This is a genomic window from Vibrio halioticoli NBRC 102217, from assembly GCF_000496695.1.
In the GTDB taxonomy this organism is placed as follows: domain Bacteria; phylum Pseudomonadota; class Gammaproteobacteria; order Enterobacterales; family Vibrionaceae; genus Vibrio; species Vibrio halioticoli.
Genome location: NZ_BAUJ01000039.1, coordinates 1 through 16,707 on the forward strand (window position 1 = coordinate 1; position 16,707 = coordinate 16,707).

Genomic DNA, 16,707 nt, shown 5'->3' on the forward strand with positions numbered 1-16,707 from the left:
AGTGTGATTGGTATAAGCCGAACCTCAGTTCAAGTTTGATACATAAGTAGTAAATAGAATCAAAAATCGAGGGGATAGGAAAAGGGATAGGGTAGAAACAAAAAACCCTAGTTAATCTATTAACTAGGGTTTTAGTATTGAGACTTAATCAGGATTAGCGATTAAGCAACTTGACGTGCGCCTTTTCTAGAAGCGTTAACAAGTAGGATACCAACACACAGTACGATTGAACCACAAACTAGGAACAATAGACGTCCTGTTGGTTCGTTCGGAATAAGTGCCATTGCTAGTACACCGAAACCAGCTACGCAGATTAGGTTACCAAGCATTGAACGTTGTTTAGTATCAAGGTCTTGTTGAGCTTCGCCTTCTGAAACAACAGGTGTGTTCCAGTTAGTGAATAGTTGATCAACTTCTTTTTCACGTTCAGGTGTAAGACCTTTGTACGCAAGTGTTGTTAGCAAGAAGAAGCCACCGGTAAAGATTACGTGTGCTGCTAAGCTTAGACCCACTTTAAGGTCAGCCCACTCACGCGCAGTCAGTGCTTGATTCAAGCCAAAGATGTGTTCTACATCGTGCGCTGTAAGCGCGATACCGAAGATGTAAGAAACAATACCACCGACAATTAGAGTCGTCCATGCAGCCCAGTCTGGAGTCTTGCGAATCCACATACCTAGTAGGATAGGGATAAGCATTGGGAAACCAATTAACGCACCGATGTTCAATACAATGTCGAACAAGCTTAGGTGTTTCAATGAGTTGATGAATAGACCAATCGCGATGATGATCAAACCAAGAATAACAGTGGTTGCTTTACTTACTGCTACTAGCTCTTTCTGCGACGCATGTGGACGTAGAATAGGGCTGTAGAAGTTCATGATGAAGATACCAGCATTACGGTTTAGGCCTGAGTCCATAGAAGACATTGTTGCTGCAAACATTGCAGACATCAGTAGACCAACCATACCAGCAGGCATTACGTTTTCAACGAATGCTAAGTATGCAGCATCACCAGCTTTGCTACCCATATCTGCATATTGTGCTGCAAAATCAGGTTGGAAAGCGGCCATGTACCAAGGAGGTAAGAACCAAATTAGTGGACCAATGATCATAAGGACACAAGCTAGGCCTGCCGCTTTACGTGCATTGTCACTGTCTTTAGCACAAAGGTAACGGTACGCATTGATACTGTTGTTCATTACACCGAACTGCTTAACAAAGATGAACACGATCCAAAGGATGAAGATGCTCACGTAGTTAAGGTTGTTACCCAGCATGAAGTCGCCTTGGAAGTTGCTAACGATGTTACCAATACCACCACCTGCAAAGTATGCAGCGATAGCACAAGTAATTGTTACCGCCATGATTACTAGCATTTGCATGAAATCAGAAGCAACAACCGCCCAAGAACCACCTGTTACTGCCATTAGCATTAGAACTAAACCAGTAACGATAATGGTTGCTTCCATAGGGATATGGAATACAGCAGCAACGAAGATAGCAAGACCGTTCAACCAAACACCGGCTGAAATCATGCTGTCAGGCATGCCTGCCCAAGTGAAGAACTGCTCTGAAGTTTTGCCGAAACGCTGACGAATTGCTTCGATAGCTGTTACTACACGAAGTTGACGGAACTTCGGTGCAAAATAGATGTAGTTCATGAAATAGCCAAATGCGTTAGCTAGGAAGAGAATTACTACGACGAAACCGTCGGAGAATGCACGTCCAGCAGCACCTGTGAATGTCCATGCGGAAAACTGCGTCATAAAAGCAGTTGCACCAACCATCCACCACAACATCTTACCGCCACCCCTGAAGTAGTCACTGGTGGATGTTGTAAATTTTCTGAACATCCAGCCAATGGCTAATAAGAAGAAGAAGTAGGCGATCACAACAAAAGTATCAATAGTCATTTATTTCAGCCTTAAGGTCTTAGATTAACTGGGGTCAAGCTTAGCGTTTTTCCTTACTTATTTGTACTACAATATACACTTAATGTGATCTACATCACATTTTAACGCTCGAATTTAAATGTGGTGTTTTTCCCTTTAAAATCAATCACTTACATTGCAAAAAAATGAAAAATATTCTATATGTGGTTATTTATGCGACACTTGTGCATTTGATTTAGTATTACAAAATATATTCTTTTAGTATTAGTGTAATATTAGTTTAATGCTTAATAGCCTAGACTAGATTTTTAATCTTGTTGGAACTTAATCCAACCTTGGACTTAATTGCTCACCTTAGCTTGTCAATACACCCAAAACCGCATTATCATCTTTGATTGTTGATGAACGGATTGTCTATGAACGGATTGTCTAAGAACGGGTTGTAGAGAAACCATTCATTACAAGCGGTCAGCCTTTTTCTCGAGACTTTTTCCTACGCTAGTTCTGATCACTTACTTAGTGTGATTGGTATTATCTGGGGTAACAGTGGATGTTCGTAGAAATAAAAAAAGCGAGCACAAGGCTCGCTTTAAGGGTTATATGTTTTAAAACTGGATTAGTTTACGTGAGCTACTGCGTCACGAACTAGAGCACCTAGTTCGTCCCACTTGCCTTCGTCCATTAGTTTAGTTGGAACCATCCAAGTACCACCACATGCAAGTACTGCAGGGATGTTTAGGTACTCGTCAACGTTTGCAAGGCTAACACCGCCAGTAGGCATGAAGTTTACTGGGTAAACTGCAGTTAGAGCTTTAAGCATTGAAACGCCACCTGATGGTGCAGCAGGGAAGAATTTAAGAGTACGAAGACCCATTTCCATTGCTTGTTCAACTAGGCTAGGGTTGTTTACGCCAGGTACGATAGCAACACCTTTATCAATACAGTATTGAACTGTACGAGGGTTGAAGCCTGGGCTTACGATGAAATCAACACCAGCATCGATAGAAGCATCTACTTGTTCGTTAGTAAGAACAGTACCAGAACCGATTAGCATGTCTGGGAATTCTTTACGCATAACGCGGATCGCTTCGATTGCACATTCAGTACGTAGAGTCACTTCTGCACAAGGCATGCCATTTTCAACAAGTGCGCGACCTAGTGGAATTGCATCTTCAACTTTGTTGATTGCAATTACTGGGATCACTTTAAGGCTTGCTAGTTTTTCGTTCAAAGTTGTCATGTTATTTCTCATCAAATAATGTGTGAGTCTGCGTGAGCAGGACCTTTTATAAAGACAGTTCAGGCATCGCTTCCGCTGGGATGATAGCGCCAGCGTATTGAATTACTGTACCTGCTACTGCATGGCCGCTTGCTGCTGATTCAAGAGCAGTACCGCCACATAGGCGTTTAGCTAGGAAACCTGCACTGAAAGAATCGCCTGCTGCAGTAGTGTCAACGATGTTGTCGATTTGGTTTGCAGAAACGTAGTTAGCGTTTTCGCCTTCAACAACAAGACATTCTTTACCGCCACGTTTGATTACGAGTTCTTTTACGCCAGCACCTGTAGTACGTTCAATGCATTGCTCAACGTGTTCGTCACCGTAAAGGTCTTGCTCATCATCAAAAGTCAGAAGGGCAGTGTCAGTGAAACTTAACATTTTTAAGTACCACTTTTGTGCTTCTTCTTGGCTCGCCCATAGTTTAGGACGATAGTTGTTATCAAAGAAGACTTTTCCTTCAAATTTTTCAAGGAATTTGAACAATTCGTTACGACCACTCTCAGTTAAGATAGCGAGCGTGATACCGCTTAAGTAAATTGCGTCATAGCCACTTAGTGTTTCGATGAGTGTTGCAGATTCAGTTTGGTCAAACATGAATTTTGCAGCTGCATCATTACGCCAGTAGTGGAAGCTACGCTCGCCAGTATCGTCTGTTTCGATGTAGTAAAGGCCCGGTTGCTTGTCTGAAAGACGTGCGATTAGGCTTGTGTCGATGTTTTCTGCTTGCCATTTAGCGAGCATGTCTGTGCTGAATGGGTCTTGACCCAAAGCGGTCACATAGCTAGTTTTGATGCCATGTTTGTGAGTCAGACGAGAAAGGTACAATGCAGTATTTAGTGTATCACCACCAAATGCTTGCTTAAGAAGGTCACCTTTCTGTTGCAGCTCAATCATGCACTCGCCAATGATCGCAATATTTAATGATTTCATATGCTTACCTAAGCTTAATTGTGCTTTATTGATTATTTAAGAAAATCTTCACGTGCTGGAGAAAACAGGTCTAAAAGCTCGCTGCCTTCTTCAAGTGCAACTGCACCGTGTACAAAGTGCTTAGGAGCGATGTAAGCATCACCCGCAACTAGGATTTTCTTTTGGCCTTCAATTTCAGCTTCAAAGCTACCAGAAATCACGTAACCAATTTGGTCATGAATTTCATGCGCGTGAGGATGGCCGATTGCGCCTTTTTCAAAACGTACACGAACGCCCATTAGCTCGTCAGTGTAACCAACGATTTGACGGCTTAGACCCTCGCCTAAGTCTTCCCAAGGTTGGTCTTTAGAAATGAAAAATGGATTCATGATATGTTCCTTTATAGGTTTGAGTTTTTACAAACTAAAAAATTAACTTTAACTAAGGATATAATAATGGATTATTTTCAATTGTCATACAATAAGTTTATAGTTGTGTGACCTAGGTCAAGTGTAGGTCTTTTTGTTACGTTAAACTTTAGCTTGACTACAAGTCTGTTTAATAATAGGCAGAAAATAATTCAGGAAGCAATTGTTTGTGTGACCTCATTCATTCTTTTTTGACCGTCACATAGGATTATAGTTAATATTGTATTACTTTATCGTGTTTTTAATAATTCTCGCTAGCTGAGGAATCACAGCACAATGACGACACAACCGATATTATTGACCGCAAAAGAAATTGAGCAACTTCGTAAAGAAGTAGGCCGTCCTACCTTAATGGGTAAAGCGATTGCAGAAAACGTAACCGCGCTTGAAACTTTTATGAGTTTGCCGCTAGATGTACCAGGGCATGGTGATGGCGGGAGTTACGAACATAACCGCCATAAAGACAACTACACCTATATGAACCTAGCGGGTCGTCTTTTCCTCGTCACTCAAGAGCAGCGTTACGCTGATTTTGTAATTGCTCTGCTAGAAGATTACGCAGACAAATACTTGGAGTTGGGCTTTCAGGTGCAGAAGAACACCAACCCAACCGGTCGTCTATTCCACCAGATCTTAAATGAGCATGGCTGGTTACTCTTTACCAGTATCGCTTATTCTTGTGTTGCGTCAGAGATGACCGAAGCGCAACGCCAGCGCATCATTGAACGCATCTTTATCCCTATGATTGAGATGAGCACTGAAAAATACGCACACCGTTTTGATCACATTCATAACCACGGCGTGTGGGCTGTGGCAGCAGTGGGTGCCTGTGCGGTGGCAATTGGCCGACCAGAATATCTAGAAATGGCGGTGTACGGTAAAGATCGTGAACAGCAAAGTGGGTTTTTAGATCAAGTGTCAAACCTATTTGCACCCTCTGGCTACTACCTAGAAGGCCCTTATTACTCACGATTTACCATTCGTCCTCTAGTATTATTGGCTGAGATTATTCATCGCCATATGCCAGAAGTGGATATTTACAATTATAAAAATGGCGTGGTGGGCAATACGGTACAAGCATTGCTAGCGACGGCATATCCGAACGGCGTTTTCCCAGCAATGAATGATGCTTCGCAAAGCATGAGCATTGCTGATGCTGGCGTTAAAGTTGCGGTGAGCATTTATGGTGCGCACTACGCTTTGGATGACAATATTTTAGGAATGGCGAAGATCCAAGGTAGCGTATGGATGCATCCATGCGGTCTTGAAGTGTCTCGCGCCTATGAAAAAGCCTCTGCTGAGCGTGAGATTGGTTTGCCGTACTGGCCAAGTATGGAACTTAACGAAGGTCCAGAAGGCGAGCAAGGCGCGCAAGGTTTTGTGCGTATGCAAGATAAAAGCGGTGACGTATCACAATTGGTGATGAACTACGGCATGCACGGTATGGGCCACGGTCACTTTGATACGTTAGGCATTACCTTGTTTAACCGCGGCCATGAAGTGTTGCGTGAATACGGTTTTGCCCGTTGGGTGAACGTTGAGCCTAAGTTTGGCGGCCGTTATTTACCAGAGAATCCATCTTATGCTCGTCAAACGGTTGCACACAATAGTGTAACGATTGATGAAACCTGTCAGAATTATTTTGATGTTGAACGTGCTGATTCTGTACATGGCTTACCGCATTTCTTTGAAGTAAATGATAAAAATATCAAAGGGATGAGCGCATTTGCCAATAACCATTACGATGGTTTTGCTATGCAACGTAGCGTCTTTTTATTGAATCTAGACGAGCTTGAAGCGCCGTTATTAATAGATCTTTACCGTTTAGTCGGTGAGGGCGAACATCAATACGATTATTCTCATCAGTATGCGGGTCAAATTATCCGTACTAACTTTGAGTATGAAGCATTTAAAGAATTAAATACCTTAGGTGAAGATAATGGTTATCAGCACCTGTGGAAAGTAGCAGCGGGCGAAGCAAACGAAACCGCATTGGTGAGTTGGTTGCAAGATAATAGCTACCATACTTGGCTTGGCACTAGCTCAAACAGCGATGGTTCAAACAGTACGGGAGAGGTGATCTTTACCCGCTCTGGTGCTAACGATCCTAGCTTCAACTTGCGCAGTGAGCCGGCCTTTATGTTGCGCAGTCGCGGCGAGTCCACTTTGTTTGCCTCTGTGGTAGAGACACACGGTTACTTTAATGAAGAGTTTGAGCAATCGGTGAATGCCCGTGGTCAAGTGTCGAATATTAAAGTGATTGGTCACAACGAAATTGGCTCAGCCATTGAAATCACCACCAAAAACTCGGTAGTGACTGTGCTTGTTTCGAATCAATCTGACGCAGACGCTGCTACTGTTAACCAAATGACATTTAATGAACACACTTTCAACTGGACAGGATATTATTCAGTGGAAGTCAAAACACAATCTCAGGAGATTAATTAATGAGCTATCAACCATTACTGCTTAATTTTGAAGAAGCAGTTGAACTCCGTAAAGAACTTGGTAAGGATAGCCTACTAGGTCAAGCGTTGGCTCGTGATATCAAGCAAACTGATGCTTACATGGCACAAGTGGGTATTGAAGTACCTGGACACGGTGAAGGTGGTGGCTACGAGCACAACCGTCACAAGCAAAACTACATCCATATGGATCTTGCGGGTCGTTTGTTCTTGATCACTGAAGAAGAAAAGTACCGTGATTACATTGTTGAGATGCTAACCGCATACGCAAAAGTGTACCCAACACTGGAAAGCAACGTAAGTAAAGATACTAACCCTCCGGGTAAAATCTTCCACCAAACACTGAACGAAAACATGTGGATGCTGTACGCATCTTGTGCGTATTCTTGCGTTTTCCATACTCTATCTGACGAGCAAAAAACGCTTATCGAAAACGACTTGTTCAAGCAAATGATTGACTTGTTCGTGGTGACTTACGGTCACGATTTCGACATCGTACACAACCACGGTTTGTGGGCGGTAGCAGCAGTGGGTATTTGTGGTTACGCAATCAACGACCAAGCGTCAGTAGATAAAGCGTTGTACGGCCTGAAAATGGACAAAGTAAGCGGCGGTTTCCTAGCGCAACTTGACCAATTGTTCTCGCCAGACGGCTACTACATGGAAGGTCCTTACTACCACCGTTTCTCACTACGTCCAATTTACTTGTTTGCGGAAGCGATTGAGCGTCGTCAACCAGAAATCGGTATCTACGAGTTTAACGATTCTGTTATTAAGACCACTTCTTACGCGGTATTTAAAACAGCATTCCCTGACGGTTCATTGCCAGCCTGCAACGATTCATCGAAAACGATTTCTATCAACGATGAAGGTGTGGTTATGGCAACCAGCGTTTGTTTCCATCGTTATGAGCAAGCTGAAACACTACTTGCAATGGCTAACCACCAACAAAATGTTTGGGTACACACTTCAGGTTTGACTCTGTCGAATGCAGTTGATGCGGCGGACGAAATCAAGCCATTTAACTGGGGTAGCCTGTACATTACTGACGGCCCTAAAGGCGACAAAGGCGGCCTAGGCATTTTGCGTCATCGTGATGAGCAAGATGACGATACAATGGCGCTTATTTGGTTTGGTCAGCACGGCTCAGATCACCAATATCACTCAGCGCTGGATCACGGTCACTACGACGGTCTACACCTAAGTGTATTCAACCGTGGCCTTGAAGTGCTTCACGATTACGGTTACGGCCGTTGGGTTAACGTTGAGCCTAAGTTTGGCGGTCGTTACATCCCTGAAAACAAGTCTTACTGTAAGCAAACTGTTGCGCACAACACAGTGACCGTTGATCAGAAAACACAAAATAACTTCAACACAGCGTTGGCTGAGTCTAAGTTTGGTGCAAAACACTTCTTTAACGTTGAAAACGACAAGCTACAAGGTATGTCTGGTCGTATTTCTGGTTACTATGAAGGTACGGACATGCAACGTAGCATTCTACTTGCTGATCTACCTGAATTTGAAAAACCATTGGTTATTGATGTGTACCGCATTCAATCTGAGCAAGAGCATCAATACGACTTACCTGTACACTACACAGGTCAAATCATCCGTACTGATTTTGAATACCAAACTGAATCTACACTGAAACCAGTAGGCGATTCTGATGGTTACCAACACCTTTGGAACCTAGGTTCAGGTAAAGTAGCAGGCAGTTCTCTTGTGAGCTGGCTGGTAAACAACAGCTACTACTCGCTAGTGACTAGCGCTACTGCAGACAGCGAAGTGATCTTTGCGCGTCTAGGCGCCAACGATCCTGACTTCAACCTACGTAGCGAACCTGCAATGATCCACCGCCAATCTGGTAAAGATCATGTATTTGCTTCTGTTCTTGAAACTCACGGTTACTTTAACGAAGAGTTCGAGCAATCTGTTAATGCTCGCGGCCTGGTTGAATCAGTAACAGTGGCTGAAAACAATGAAGTAGGTACAGTAGTGTGCATTAAGACAACTTCAGGTAACACATACCACTTCGGTATCTCTAACCTAGAAGAAAGCGCTCAGCAAGGCGAGCACACCGTTGGTGCGTTCACTTGGACGGGTTCTTTTGCTCAACTTTAAGAGCTAGTTAATCCATTTGGATTAGTAAACTAAAATACAAAAAACAAAACGGATGTAGGCTTAGCTTACATCCGTTTTTTTATGCTTCAATTTTATGTCCTGCGGCTGCGAGTACAACAGTAATGAAAGGCGTGATCTATGGTATGCAATATATGATCGACACAACGAGCAACTGTCTTTAAAGCAAAACCATAACCTTAAACCTTAAAATCCAAGATCTTTAGTCGTACATTAATTTCTTCGCTTTTTCCGCGTCGAATTCTTTCAATGATTTGCGCGCTAAATGTCTAAAGGGTAGGGCTTTAACAATTTCTTCTAAAGGCTGAATGGCAAATGCCCAGAAGATAGAGCCTCCAAAGCTCATAATGATTAGGGCGCACAATGGAATCGAGATAACCCACTGGCCGGTGAAGTTAATTTTAAATACTGCAGAAGTTTTGCCAAGAGCACGCAATACATGCCCGTGAACCGTGTTGTATCCACGTACAATAGGCAAGAAGATGTACAGTGGTGCAATGGTCGCAAGTGCGACATAAGTCTCAGGATCAAGGTGTGGGTAGATTTTATTGATAACTAGGCTTATTACGCCAAAGAACAGGGCACAAATGATAGAGATCACCACTGCGATGTTGATGCTAGTGTCTACGTTTTTCACCAAATCGTCCATTTTATTAGAGCCAATGGCCTGACTGATGGAAATAGCGGAAGACAATGCCCACGCGGTAATAAACTGGGTACCAGAACGTAGCCACGGCATAATTAGGGTGATGGCTACATAAGCGTTGATGTTGAGCTGTGAATAGAGCAGCTGATAAACCGTTGCACCAATGGATAAAATGGTCATGTTAGCGGCAATGGGAAACACTTCAATAAAGTGGTTTTTGATGCTCATTGCCAAGCCATTTAAGTGTTTTTTGAACGGGAGTTCAATATCTTCTGCGTAACGAATGCATAACAATAGGTAAGCCATTCGCACCATGATCGCAATTAAGGTGCCGGTAGCCGCTCCTTTTAATCCCATTCCTTCAAAGCCAGCAAATCCATATATAAGTAAATACGAAATAATCGCATTTAGTGGCATTTCAATCAGGTAACCTTTAAAAGGTATTTTGGTTCTTCCTAGGCTATTAAATAATGAAATAATAACTTGGGTAATTGCGTTAAATAAAACTAAATACTGTGAAACAGATAAATATTGATTTACTTCATGATACAACGACGGATCGCTAGTAAGTGCTTCTATTAATTGATGATTGAATATTTGCAGTAATGCCAAGAATATAACAGCAACCGAAAAGTTGATGCTCATTCCCGCCCAAAACCCTTTTGCTAAAGAGGACTTAATACCTGAGCCAACCGCACGACTAAGAACCAATTGAGTGCCATTGGCAAGCGCCATTTGGATGCCGATGATAAAGGCCACAATAGTACTGGCAATGCCCATAGCCGCCAGTGAGACTTCACCAAGAGGAGAAACCTGGAAGGTATCGATCATCAGCATGGATTGCATCAGAAGGGCATTGAGAGCCAGTGGCCAAGCAATAGAAATATTTTTCTTGATGTAAGATTGAGCTGCCACTGGGTACCTTTATTAATAAAAAAAGTCTTAAAGCATGACCGAATGCGTTAGTTACAACGCAAATAGGTAAGTTTTAAGACTTAGATCATGCCACTGAATGAGCATCTAATCAATAAATGAAACGTTAGTTTATATTTTAGTTTAAGAAACTTTAGCTAACGTTTGGTTGCCATCATCAAGTAGCACTCTAGATGCAATGCGCGCTTGCTCTGAATTGCCTGACATGATGGAGTCGTATATGGCTTGGTGCTCAGCCATACAGAAACGTCCGCCCATTGCGGAGTAATCGATAAACTGTTTAAAGATTGCCGACAGAATATTGCTAAAAGGTACGTAAAATTGATTCCCTGTCGCTAAGAAGATAGTTTGATGGAACAAAAGGTCGTTAATACCCCAACGTTCGTAGTCAAACTCAGTGGCAGCGATAGTCATGCACTGAAAGTACTTAGAGAGGTCTTTGCGTTGTTCCACTGTGGCATTTTTGGCCGCCAGTGCACAAGCTTCAGGTTCGATGGCTTTACGAAGCCCTAAAAACTGTGCCAGAAATGGTTTAATGTCTTCTAAATCTTGGATCCATTCGATAAATTGAGGGTCAAGAAAATGCCATTCGCCACGAGGGCAAATACGAGTGCCTACCTTAGGCTTAGATTGAATTAACCCTTTTGCTGAAAGAAGTTTCGTTGATTCTCGCAATGCAGTACGACTTACCCCGAATGCTTCACATAGCTCTGTTTCACAAGGGATCTTTTGATTTTCTTTGAGTTCACCAGACAAAATCTTACGAGCAATTTGTCTTGCTACTTGAACGTGAATTCGACGGTCTGAATTCTCTACCAACGCGAAAAACGACATGTTACCACCTGAGTCATATATAAAAAGCAAGCTTTAACTCGCTTAAAAGGTCATTAGTTAATTAATGACAGTAAGATCTTTATACGATCTTTTTTGTTTTCAGGTAGGTAAATATGCCTTTAAAAGTAACGTTGATTAATAATCGTTTACTTTAATAAATACAAAGAAATATACCGCATTCGATGTTTTTATTTGATGTGCCTTATTTGAGTAAATGCACATTGTTGGATAAAGGGAATATGTATGATAATAAATTGACTTAAACCGTTCATATTCAAGATCCTACCTGACTTCATTATGTTATTAAAATAATACAATAAGATTTTACAACTTCAACTAATTATGACTAATTTGGCAAATTGCAAGTCTAAATTAAGACATTAGTCACGAAAATAGAAATTCTTACAGGGTGTAAATAAATGTAATGTTAACTTATTGTTGGCTTGATGTAGCGGTATTGTGTGGCTCGTTATCGATTTTTGTTCACCAATAAGCCTACAATTACTGGGGTGTATCACGTTTGCAAGTTCTGTTTGTGACGCATACGTTTCAAGGTGCTATATTCAACCTTAGATAATACATTTATATAAGTAAGTTAAAATTATGGCTGGTTCATTTAATTCAATAGCAGGCTCTAAACGAAGCCTGCATGTACAAGTTGCTCGGGAGATTGCTCGGGGTATTCTTTCTGGGAATCTTGCTCAAGGGTCTATTTTACCTGGCGAGATGACGCTTTGTGAACAGTTCGGTATTAGTCGTACCGCACTTCGCGAAGCAGTAAAACTGCTTACCTCTAAAGGGCTGCTTGAGTCTCGCCCAAAAGTGGGTACAAAAGTGGTAAACCGCGCTTACTGGAACTTTTTAGACCCTCAATTAATTGAATGGATGGATGGTTTAGCGGATGTCGATCTATTCTGTTTCCAATTCTTAGGCCTTCGCCGTGCTATTGAGCCTGAAGCATGTGCGCTTGCCGCTCAATATGCGACAGCTGAGCAACGTATCGAGCTTTCGGAGACGTTCCAAGAGATGGTGGAAGTGGCATCTGAAGATGAATTAAACATTGAGCGTTGGACTGATGTTGACATGCGTTTTCATAGTTTAATATTTAATTCAACGGGCAACGATTTCTACCTTCCATTTGGCAACATTCTCACTACTATGTTCGTCAATTTCATTGTGCACTCATCAGAAGAAGGTAATACCTGTATTAATGAGCACCGCGAAATTTACGATGCAATTATGGCAGGCAATAGCGATAAAGCGAGACAAGCTTCAGCTAACCATCTTCAAGAAGGTAAACACCGTTTACCAGCTGTGAGCTAGGCAAAACCTAGTCTTGAGTTAAAAAAGCACGCTTTTGCGTGTTTTTTTTTAATTTTTTTTTAATTTTTTTTTCGGTATTACACTTCACATTAATTACATTTTGCTTACTAATTAAATCTTTAGCTATATAATAATACTATACGGCGGATTTTCCCCCTTCAGCATAGTGAATGAGACTTAATATGCCAGAATCTCTACTACCCAATATTATTCAATTTCTGAGTCAGATTGACCCTTTTGACAAGATCCCGAAACCTGCGTTGCGTGAACTTGCCTCACAAGTACAGATTACTTATTTAAGTAAAGGTGAAAATGTCGATCTGTGTACTGAAGGGGACGAAAAGTACCTTTATATCGTGCGCACAGGGTCAATGGAGCAACGTAAGTCTGATGGGGTGTTAAGAGCTCGATTAGGCGCGGAAGATTTATTCGGCTTTACCTTTTTAGACAGCACAATCGACAGCGATAAGGGCTATAAAGCGGTGGCGATTGAGCACACCTTGCTTTACTTGATTCCTCATTCCGCACTGCAGCAATTATTTAAAGCGTCTCCTGAGAGTGCGGAGCACTTTGCATCCAAAGCGCAAGTTCGTCTTAAGTCGGCATTAGATGTGGTGTGGTCCGATAAAGAGAAAGGCCTCTTTATTAAACGTGTTAAAGAAGTCGCCAGCGGTCGTGTTGCGGTGGTACAAGCCAATCAAACCATTCAGGAAGTGGCGCATGAGATGCGTATCGTTAAGCGAACCTCTTGTGCAGTTATTTATGATAACGACGAAATTGTCGGTCTGATTACTGACCGTGATATGACTAAGCGCGTTATTGCGCTAGGCGCTTCGATTGATCAGCCTATTTCTACGGTAATGACGTATTCACCTTTGACGATTAAGCCAGATGATTTGGTGTTGCACGCCGCATCGGTAATGATGCAGTTTAATATCCGCAACTTACCAATTGTAGAAAACAATAAAGTCATCGGTCTATTGACCACTTCGCATTTGGTTCAGAACCACCGCGTACAAGCTATCTTCTTGATTGAAAAAATCAAATACGCCACGAGCGTGTCAACATTGGCGAGCTTTACTCCAGAAAGACAAGCCATATTTGAAGCTTTGGTTGAAGGCAAGGTTGGCCCTGAAGTGATAGGGCAGGTAATGACCATGATCATGGATGCCTATACCCGTCGCATTATTCAAATTTCCATTGATAAATTGGGACCGCCACCTTGTGAGTTTGCTTGGATAGTGGCCGGTTCACATGCGCGAAATGAAGTTCACATGCTGTCAGATCAAGATAGCGCCATTGTATTGGCCGATGATGTGACTGAAAATGATAAAATCTACTTTAAGCATTTGGCCAGCCTAGTGTGTAATGGTCTGGCAAGTTGTGATTACCCGCTTTGTTCGGGTGACTATATGGCGATGAATCCGAAATGGTGTCAGCCAGTCAGCGTTTGGAAACATTACTATAAAAAATGGGTTGCCAACCCTGAATACGAGCGCTTGCTCAATATCAGTGTGTTCTTAGAAATCCGTTCTATTTATGGCAATAACCACTTTGAAAAAGTGCTGCGTGATGAGATGTATGCCAACATTCGTCAAAGTCGCGAATTCTTGCTGATGCTAACCAATGATGCAACCAATACTAGCCCTCCATTAGGTATCTTTAATAGCTTGGTACTGGAAAAGTCAGGGGAAAACAAGAAAACCTTGAATGTGAAGAAATACGCCATCACCTTGATCATCGACTTGGCGCGTATTTATGGTTTAGCTGTAGAAAGCGATCATTCAGCGACAGACAAACGTTTTCAAGCTGCTTATGAGAAAGGATTTTTGTCTGAAGATTCATACAAGAATATTTTAGGGGCGTATGAGTTTATTTTATCGTTCAGATTTAACCATCAGCTGACGGCATTGAAAAATGGTGAAGAGCCAAACAACAACATAGATCCAAATAGCTTTGGTAGTTTTGAACGAGGTCACTTAAAAGACGCCTTTAGGATCATCGCTGATCTGCAAGAGGCCGTTAAAGTTCGTTTTGGGACACGATAAGCTATGTTTGAATATTTCCATGTATTAGAGCGTACTAAGCGTGCGCGCAAAGCACTTGTAGAGAATATGGGCACGCCTTTGCTATTTAGGCGACTACTTGAAAGTCCCAGTCCTGAAGTGGGTACCTTGTCTAGTGAGCTTGATTATATTGTTTTAGATCTTGAAACCACTGGCCTTGATAGTGTCAATGATCTGATTTTGTCCATTGGTTGGGTTGTGATTTCGAAACGAAAGATCGACCTATCTGGTGCGTGTCATTTTTATATTAATCAAGAGTCACAAGTTAAACCTGAAACGGCGATCATCAATCATATTACACCTGAAATGCTCACCGAAGGGGTGTCGATTCATGATGCGATGAAGGCTTTTTATGATGCGGCGTTAGGCAAGATCATTGTTGCTCACGGCTGTATTGTGGAAGCCAATTTCATTAATCAGTATCTGAAAACCCATTATCGCATGTGGGATCTACCGTTAATTTGGCTCGATACACTATGTATTGAAAAGAAAATGGCGAAAGCGCGTAACGATACAGAAGATGTAGATTTGACCTTATCGGGAACAAGAGCACGTTATAAGCTACCAGAATATAACGGACATAATGCATTGAGTGATGCTTTGGCTACTGCCGAACTGTTAATGGCGCAGATGAAGCGTTTAGAACCAGAGCATGATATAAAATTTGGTTATCTATATAAGCTAAGCTGTTAATTTTTAAAGTGTAATTTAGTTAAACTTGAAAGCCAGTAACCTCGTTACTGGCTTTATTATTTTTGTGTTTTGCGCATTAGACGCAAGGTATACTAAGCGATTAGAAGCTGTAAGTAACACCAACACGGGTACGAAGCTGACGATCGCTATTTGTGCTACTTGGGCCATTGCTGTATTGAACGTTGCCTAACTCAAAGTAAGGTCTCCAGCTCCAGTCTTTCTCCTTGTAACCCACTTTAAAGTTGTAATCCCACTCGTTGGTTCTTTTAGCGGTATCACCACCAAACCACTTGTCATCATTAAACATATCTTCGGCATAGTTAGCTTCAAAGCCAAGTTGCAATGCACCAATATTGTAGTCGATGTTACCGGTGATTTTACTGCGGTTTACAGAATCTTTATCAGTAGAATCCGCGTAGTCTCTGAATTCATGGCGGTAACGAAGCTTTGTGGTGAGTCCTGAATCAAACTTATATTGTACGCGAACCTGTGGTTTATAAGTGATGCGATCATCGCCGAAAGTGATAGGCATAGAAGTGGTAATGCGCCAGTGATCGTCTAATTTGAAGTTATAGCCATATTCAAATTCATTGTCTGCCGAGCCCCATTCAGAAAATGGTTTACCCGTTTGTTTAGCTTCTAAACCAAAATAGTGATTTCCGACGCTAGAGCCAATTTTGATACGGCTAGCGTATGATTCGTCTTCATGCTTATATTCTTGACGGAAATCGACAGAAGCAGCGCTTACTGAAGCGGCTGCCACAGTGGTAATTAGAGCAAGAGTAACTTTGTTTAAAGCTTTCATTTGATAACCCTTAGGAGTCATATGTTGGTGTTAATGTATGACAAATAGTGTAAGGATTCGCTGAGTGATATGCATGTGAGCTAGCTCACTGAAAATATCGATTTTAGGCGTTTATATTTTCTAACGACACCGACTTGTTGAGTAAGCTATTGTTTTTATAGATGTTTATATTTAATGCATTAAGTTGCATAAAAATAGCTAAACCTTCAGTTATGTGCGGGTAATCGAACTGAATTTAGGTGTTTTAATATAAAGCTTGATGAGTATGCGGAGGATTTAGTGATGCATCTCACA

At 41.9% G+C, this 16,707-nt stretch carries 12 protein-coding genes; 5 read left to right on the forward strand and 7 right to left on the reverse strand.

Going from position 1 to position 16,707, the window contains the following annotated elements; translation table 11 throughout:
* Nucleotides 1–161 precede the first annotated feature (161 nt).
* From VHA01S_RS11930 to VHA01S_RS11945, 4 genes are all read right to left on the reverse strand, one after another.
* The gene (locus VHA01S_RS11930) at nt 162–1,913 is read right to left on the reverse strand and encodes a sodium:solute symporter family transporter (protein WP_023404627.1); all 1,752 of its coding nucleotides are present in this window, start codon (nt 1,911–1,913) and stop codon (nt 162–164) included.
* Nucleotides 1,914–2,508: 595 nt separating this feature from the next.
* Complete coding sequence (locus tag VHA01S_RS11935; protein ID WP_023404628.1) at nt 2,509–3,132, reverse strand: bifunctional 4-hydroxy-2-oxoglutarate aldolase/2-dehydro-3-deoxy-phosphogluconate aldolase; 624 nt, start codon at nt 3,130–3,132, stop codon at nt 2,509–2,511.
* 46 nt (nt 3,133–3,178) lie between these two features.
* Nucleotides 3,179–4,102, reverse strand: a complete 924-nt coding sequence (gene kdgK / locus VHA01S_RS11940) for a 2-dehydro-3-deoxygluconokinase (RefSeq protein WP_023404629.1) — start codon at nt 4,100–4,102, stop codon at nt 3,179–3,181.
* 32 nt (nt 4,103–4,134) lie between these two features.
* A complete protein-coding gene (locus VHA01S_RS11945) occupies nt 4,135–4,470 on the reverse strand; it encodes a cupin domain-containing protein (protein ID WP_023404630.1) in 336 nt (111 codons plus the stop codon).
* A 315-nt stretch (nt 4,471–4,785) separates the two neighbouring features.
* On the opposite strand from VHA01S_RS11945, the gene VHA01S_RS11950 reads away from it, so the two are divergent.
* Both VHA01S_RS11950 and VHA01S_RS11955 read left to right on the forward strand, forming a co-directional pair.
* Complete coding sequence (locus VHA01S_RS11950) at nt 4,786–6,957, forward strand: heparinase II/III domain-containing protein (protein ID WP_023404631.1); 2,172 nt, start codon at nt 4,786–4,788, stop codon at nt 6,955–6,957.
* The gene (locus VHA01S_RS11955) at nt 6,957–9,095 is read left to right on the forward strand and encodes a heparinase II/III domain-containing protein (protein ID WP_023404632.1); all 2,139 of its coding nucleotides are present in this window, start codon (nt 6,957–6,959) and stop codon (nt 9,093–9,095) included. The genes VHA01S_RS11950 and VHA01S_RS11955 overlap by 1 nt, the downstream gene beginning before the upstream one ends.
* A gap of 220 nt (nt 9,096–9,315) precedes the next feature.
* Here the strand turns inward: VHA01S_RS11955 and VHA01S_RS11960 are convergent, their stop codons facing one another.
* Entirely contained in the window at nt 9,316–10,605 is a 1,290-nt protein-coding gene (locus tag VHA01S_RS11960) for an MATE family efflux transporter (protein WP_039970819.1), read from the reverse strand.
* Nucleotides 10,606–10,815: 210 nt separating this feature from the next.
* Complete coding sequence (locus tag VHA01S_RS11965) at nt 10,816–11,526, reverse strand: FadR/GntR family transcriptional regulator (protein ID WP_023404634.1); 711 nt, start codon at nt 11,524–11,526, stop codon at nt 10,816–10,818.
* Nucleotides 11,527–12,129: 603 nt separating this feature from the next.
* On the opposite strand from VHA01S_RS11965, the gene VHA01S_RS11970 reads away from it, so the two are divergent.
* The 3 genes from VHA01S_RS11970 (at nt 12,130) to VHA01S_RS11980 (ending at nt 15,608) form a co-directional block, all read left to right on the forward strand.
* Nucleotides 12,130–12,849, forward strand: coding sequence for a FadR/GntR family transcriptional regulator (locus VHA01S_RS11970; protein ID WP_023404635.1), 720 nt, complete (start codon nt 12,130–12,132; stop codon nt 12,847–12,849).
* A 182-nt stretch (nt 12,850–13,031) separates the two neighbouring features.
* Nucleotides 13,032–14,897 carry a DUF294 nucleotidyltransferase-like domain-containing protein gene (locus VHA01S_RS11975; RefSeq protein ID WP_023404636.1) on the forward strand — a complete coding sequence of 622 codons (1,866 nt, stop codon included), beginning with the start codon at nt 13,032–13,034 and terminating at the stop codon, nt 14,895–14,897.
* A 3-nt stretch (nt 14,898–14,900) separates the two neighbouring features.
* Nucleotides 14,901–15,608 carry a 3'-5' exonuclease gene (locus VHA01S_RS11980; protein WP_023404637.1) on the forward strand — a complete coding sequence of 236 codons (708 nt, stop codon included), beginning with the start codon at nt 14,901–14,903 and terminating at the stop codon, nt 15,606–15,608.
* Nucleotides 15,609–15,708: 100 nt separating this feature from the next.
* On the opposite strand, the gene VHA01S_RS11985 is transcribed toward VHA01S_RS11980, so the two are convergent.
* Nucleotides 15,709–16,413 carry an oligogalacturonate-specific porin KdgM family protein gene (locus tag VHA01S_RS11985; protein ID WP_023404638.1) on the reverse strand — a complete coding sequence of 235 codons (705 nt, stop codon included), beginning with the start codon at nt 16,411–16,413 and terminating at the stop codon, nt 15,709–15,711.
* Nucleotides 16,414–16,707 lie beyond the last annotated feature (294 nt).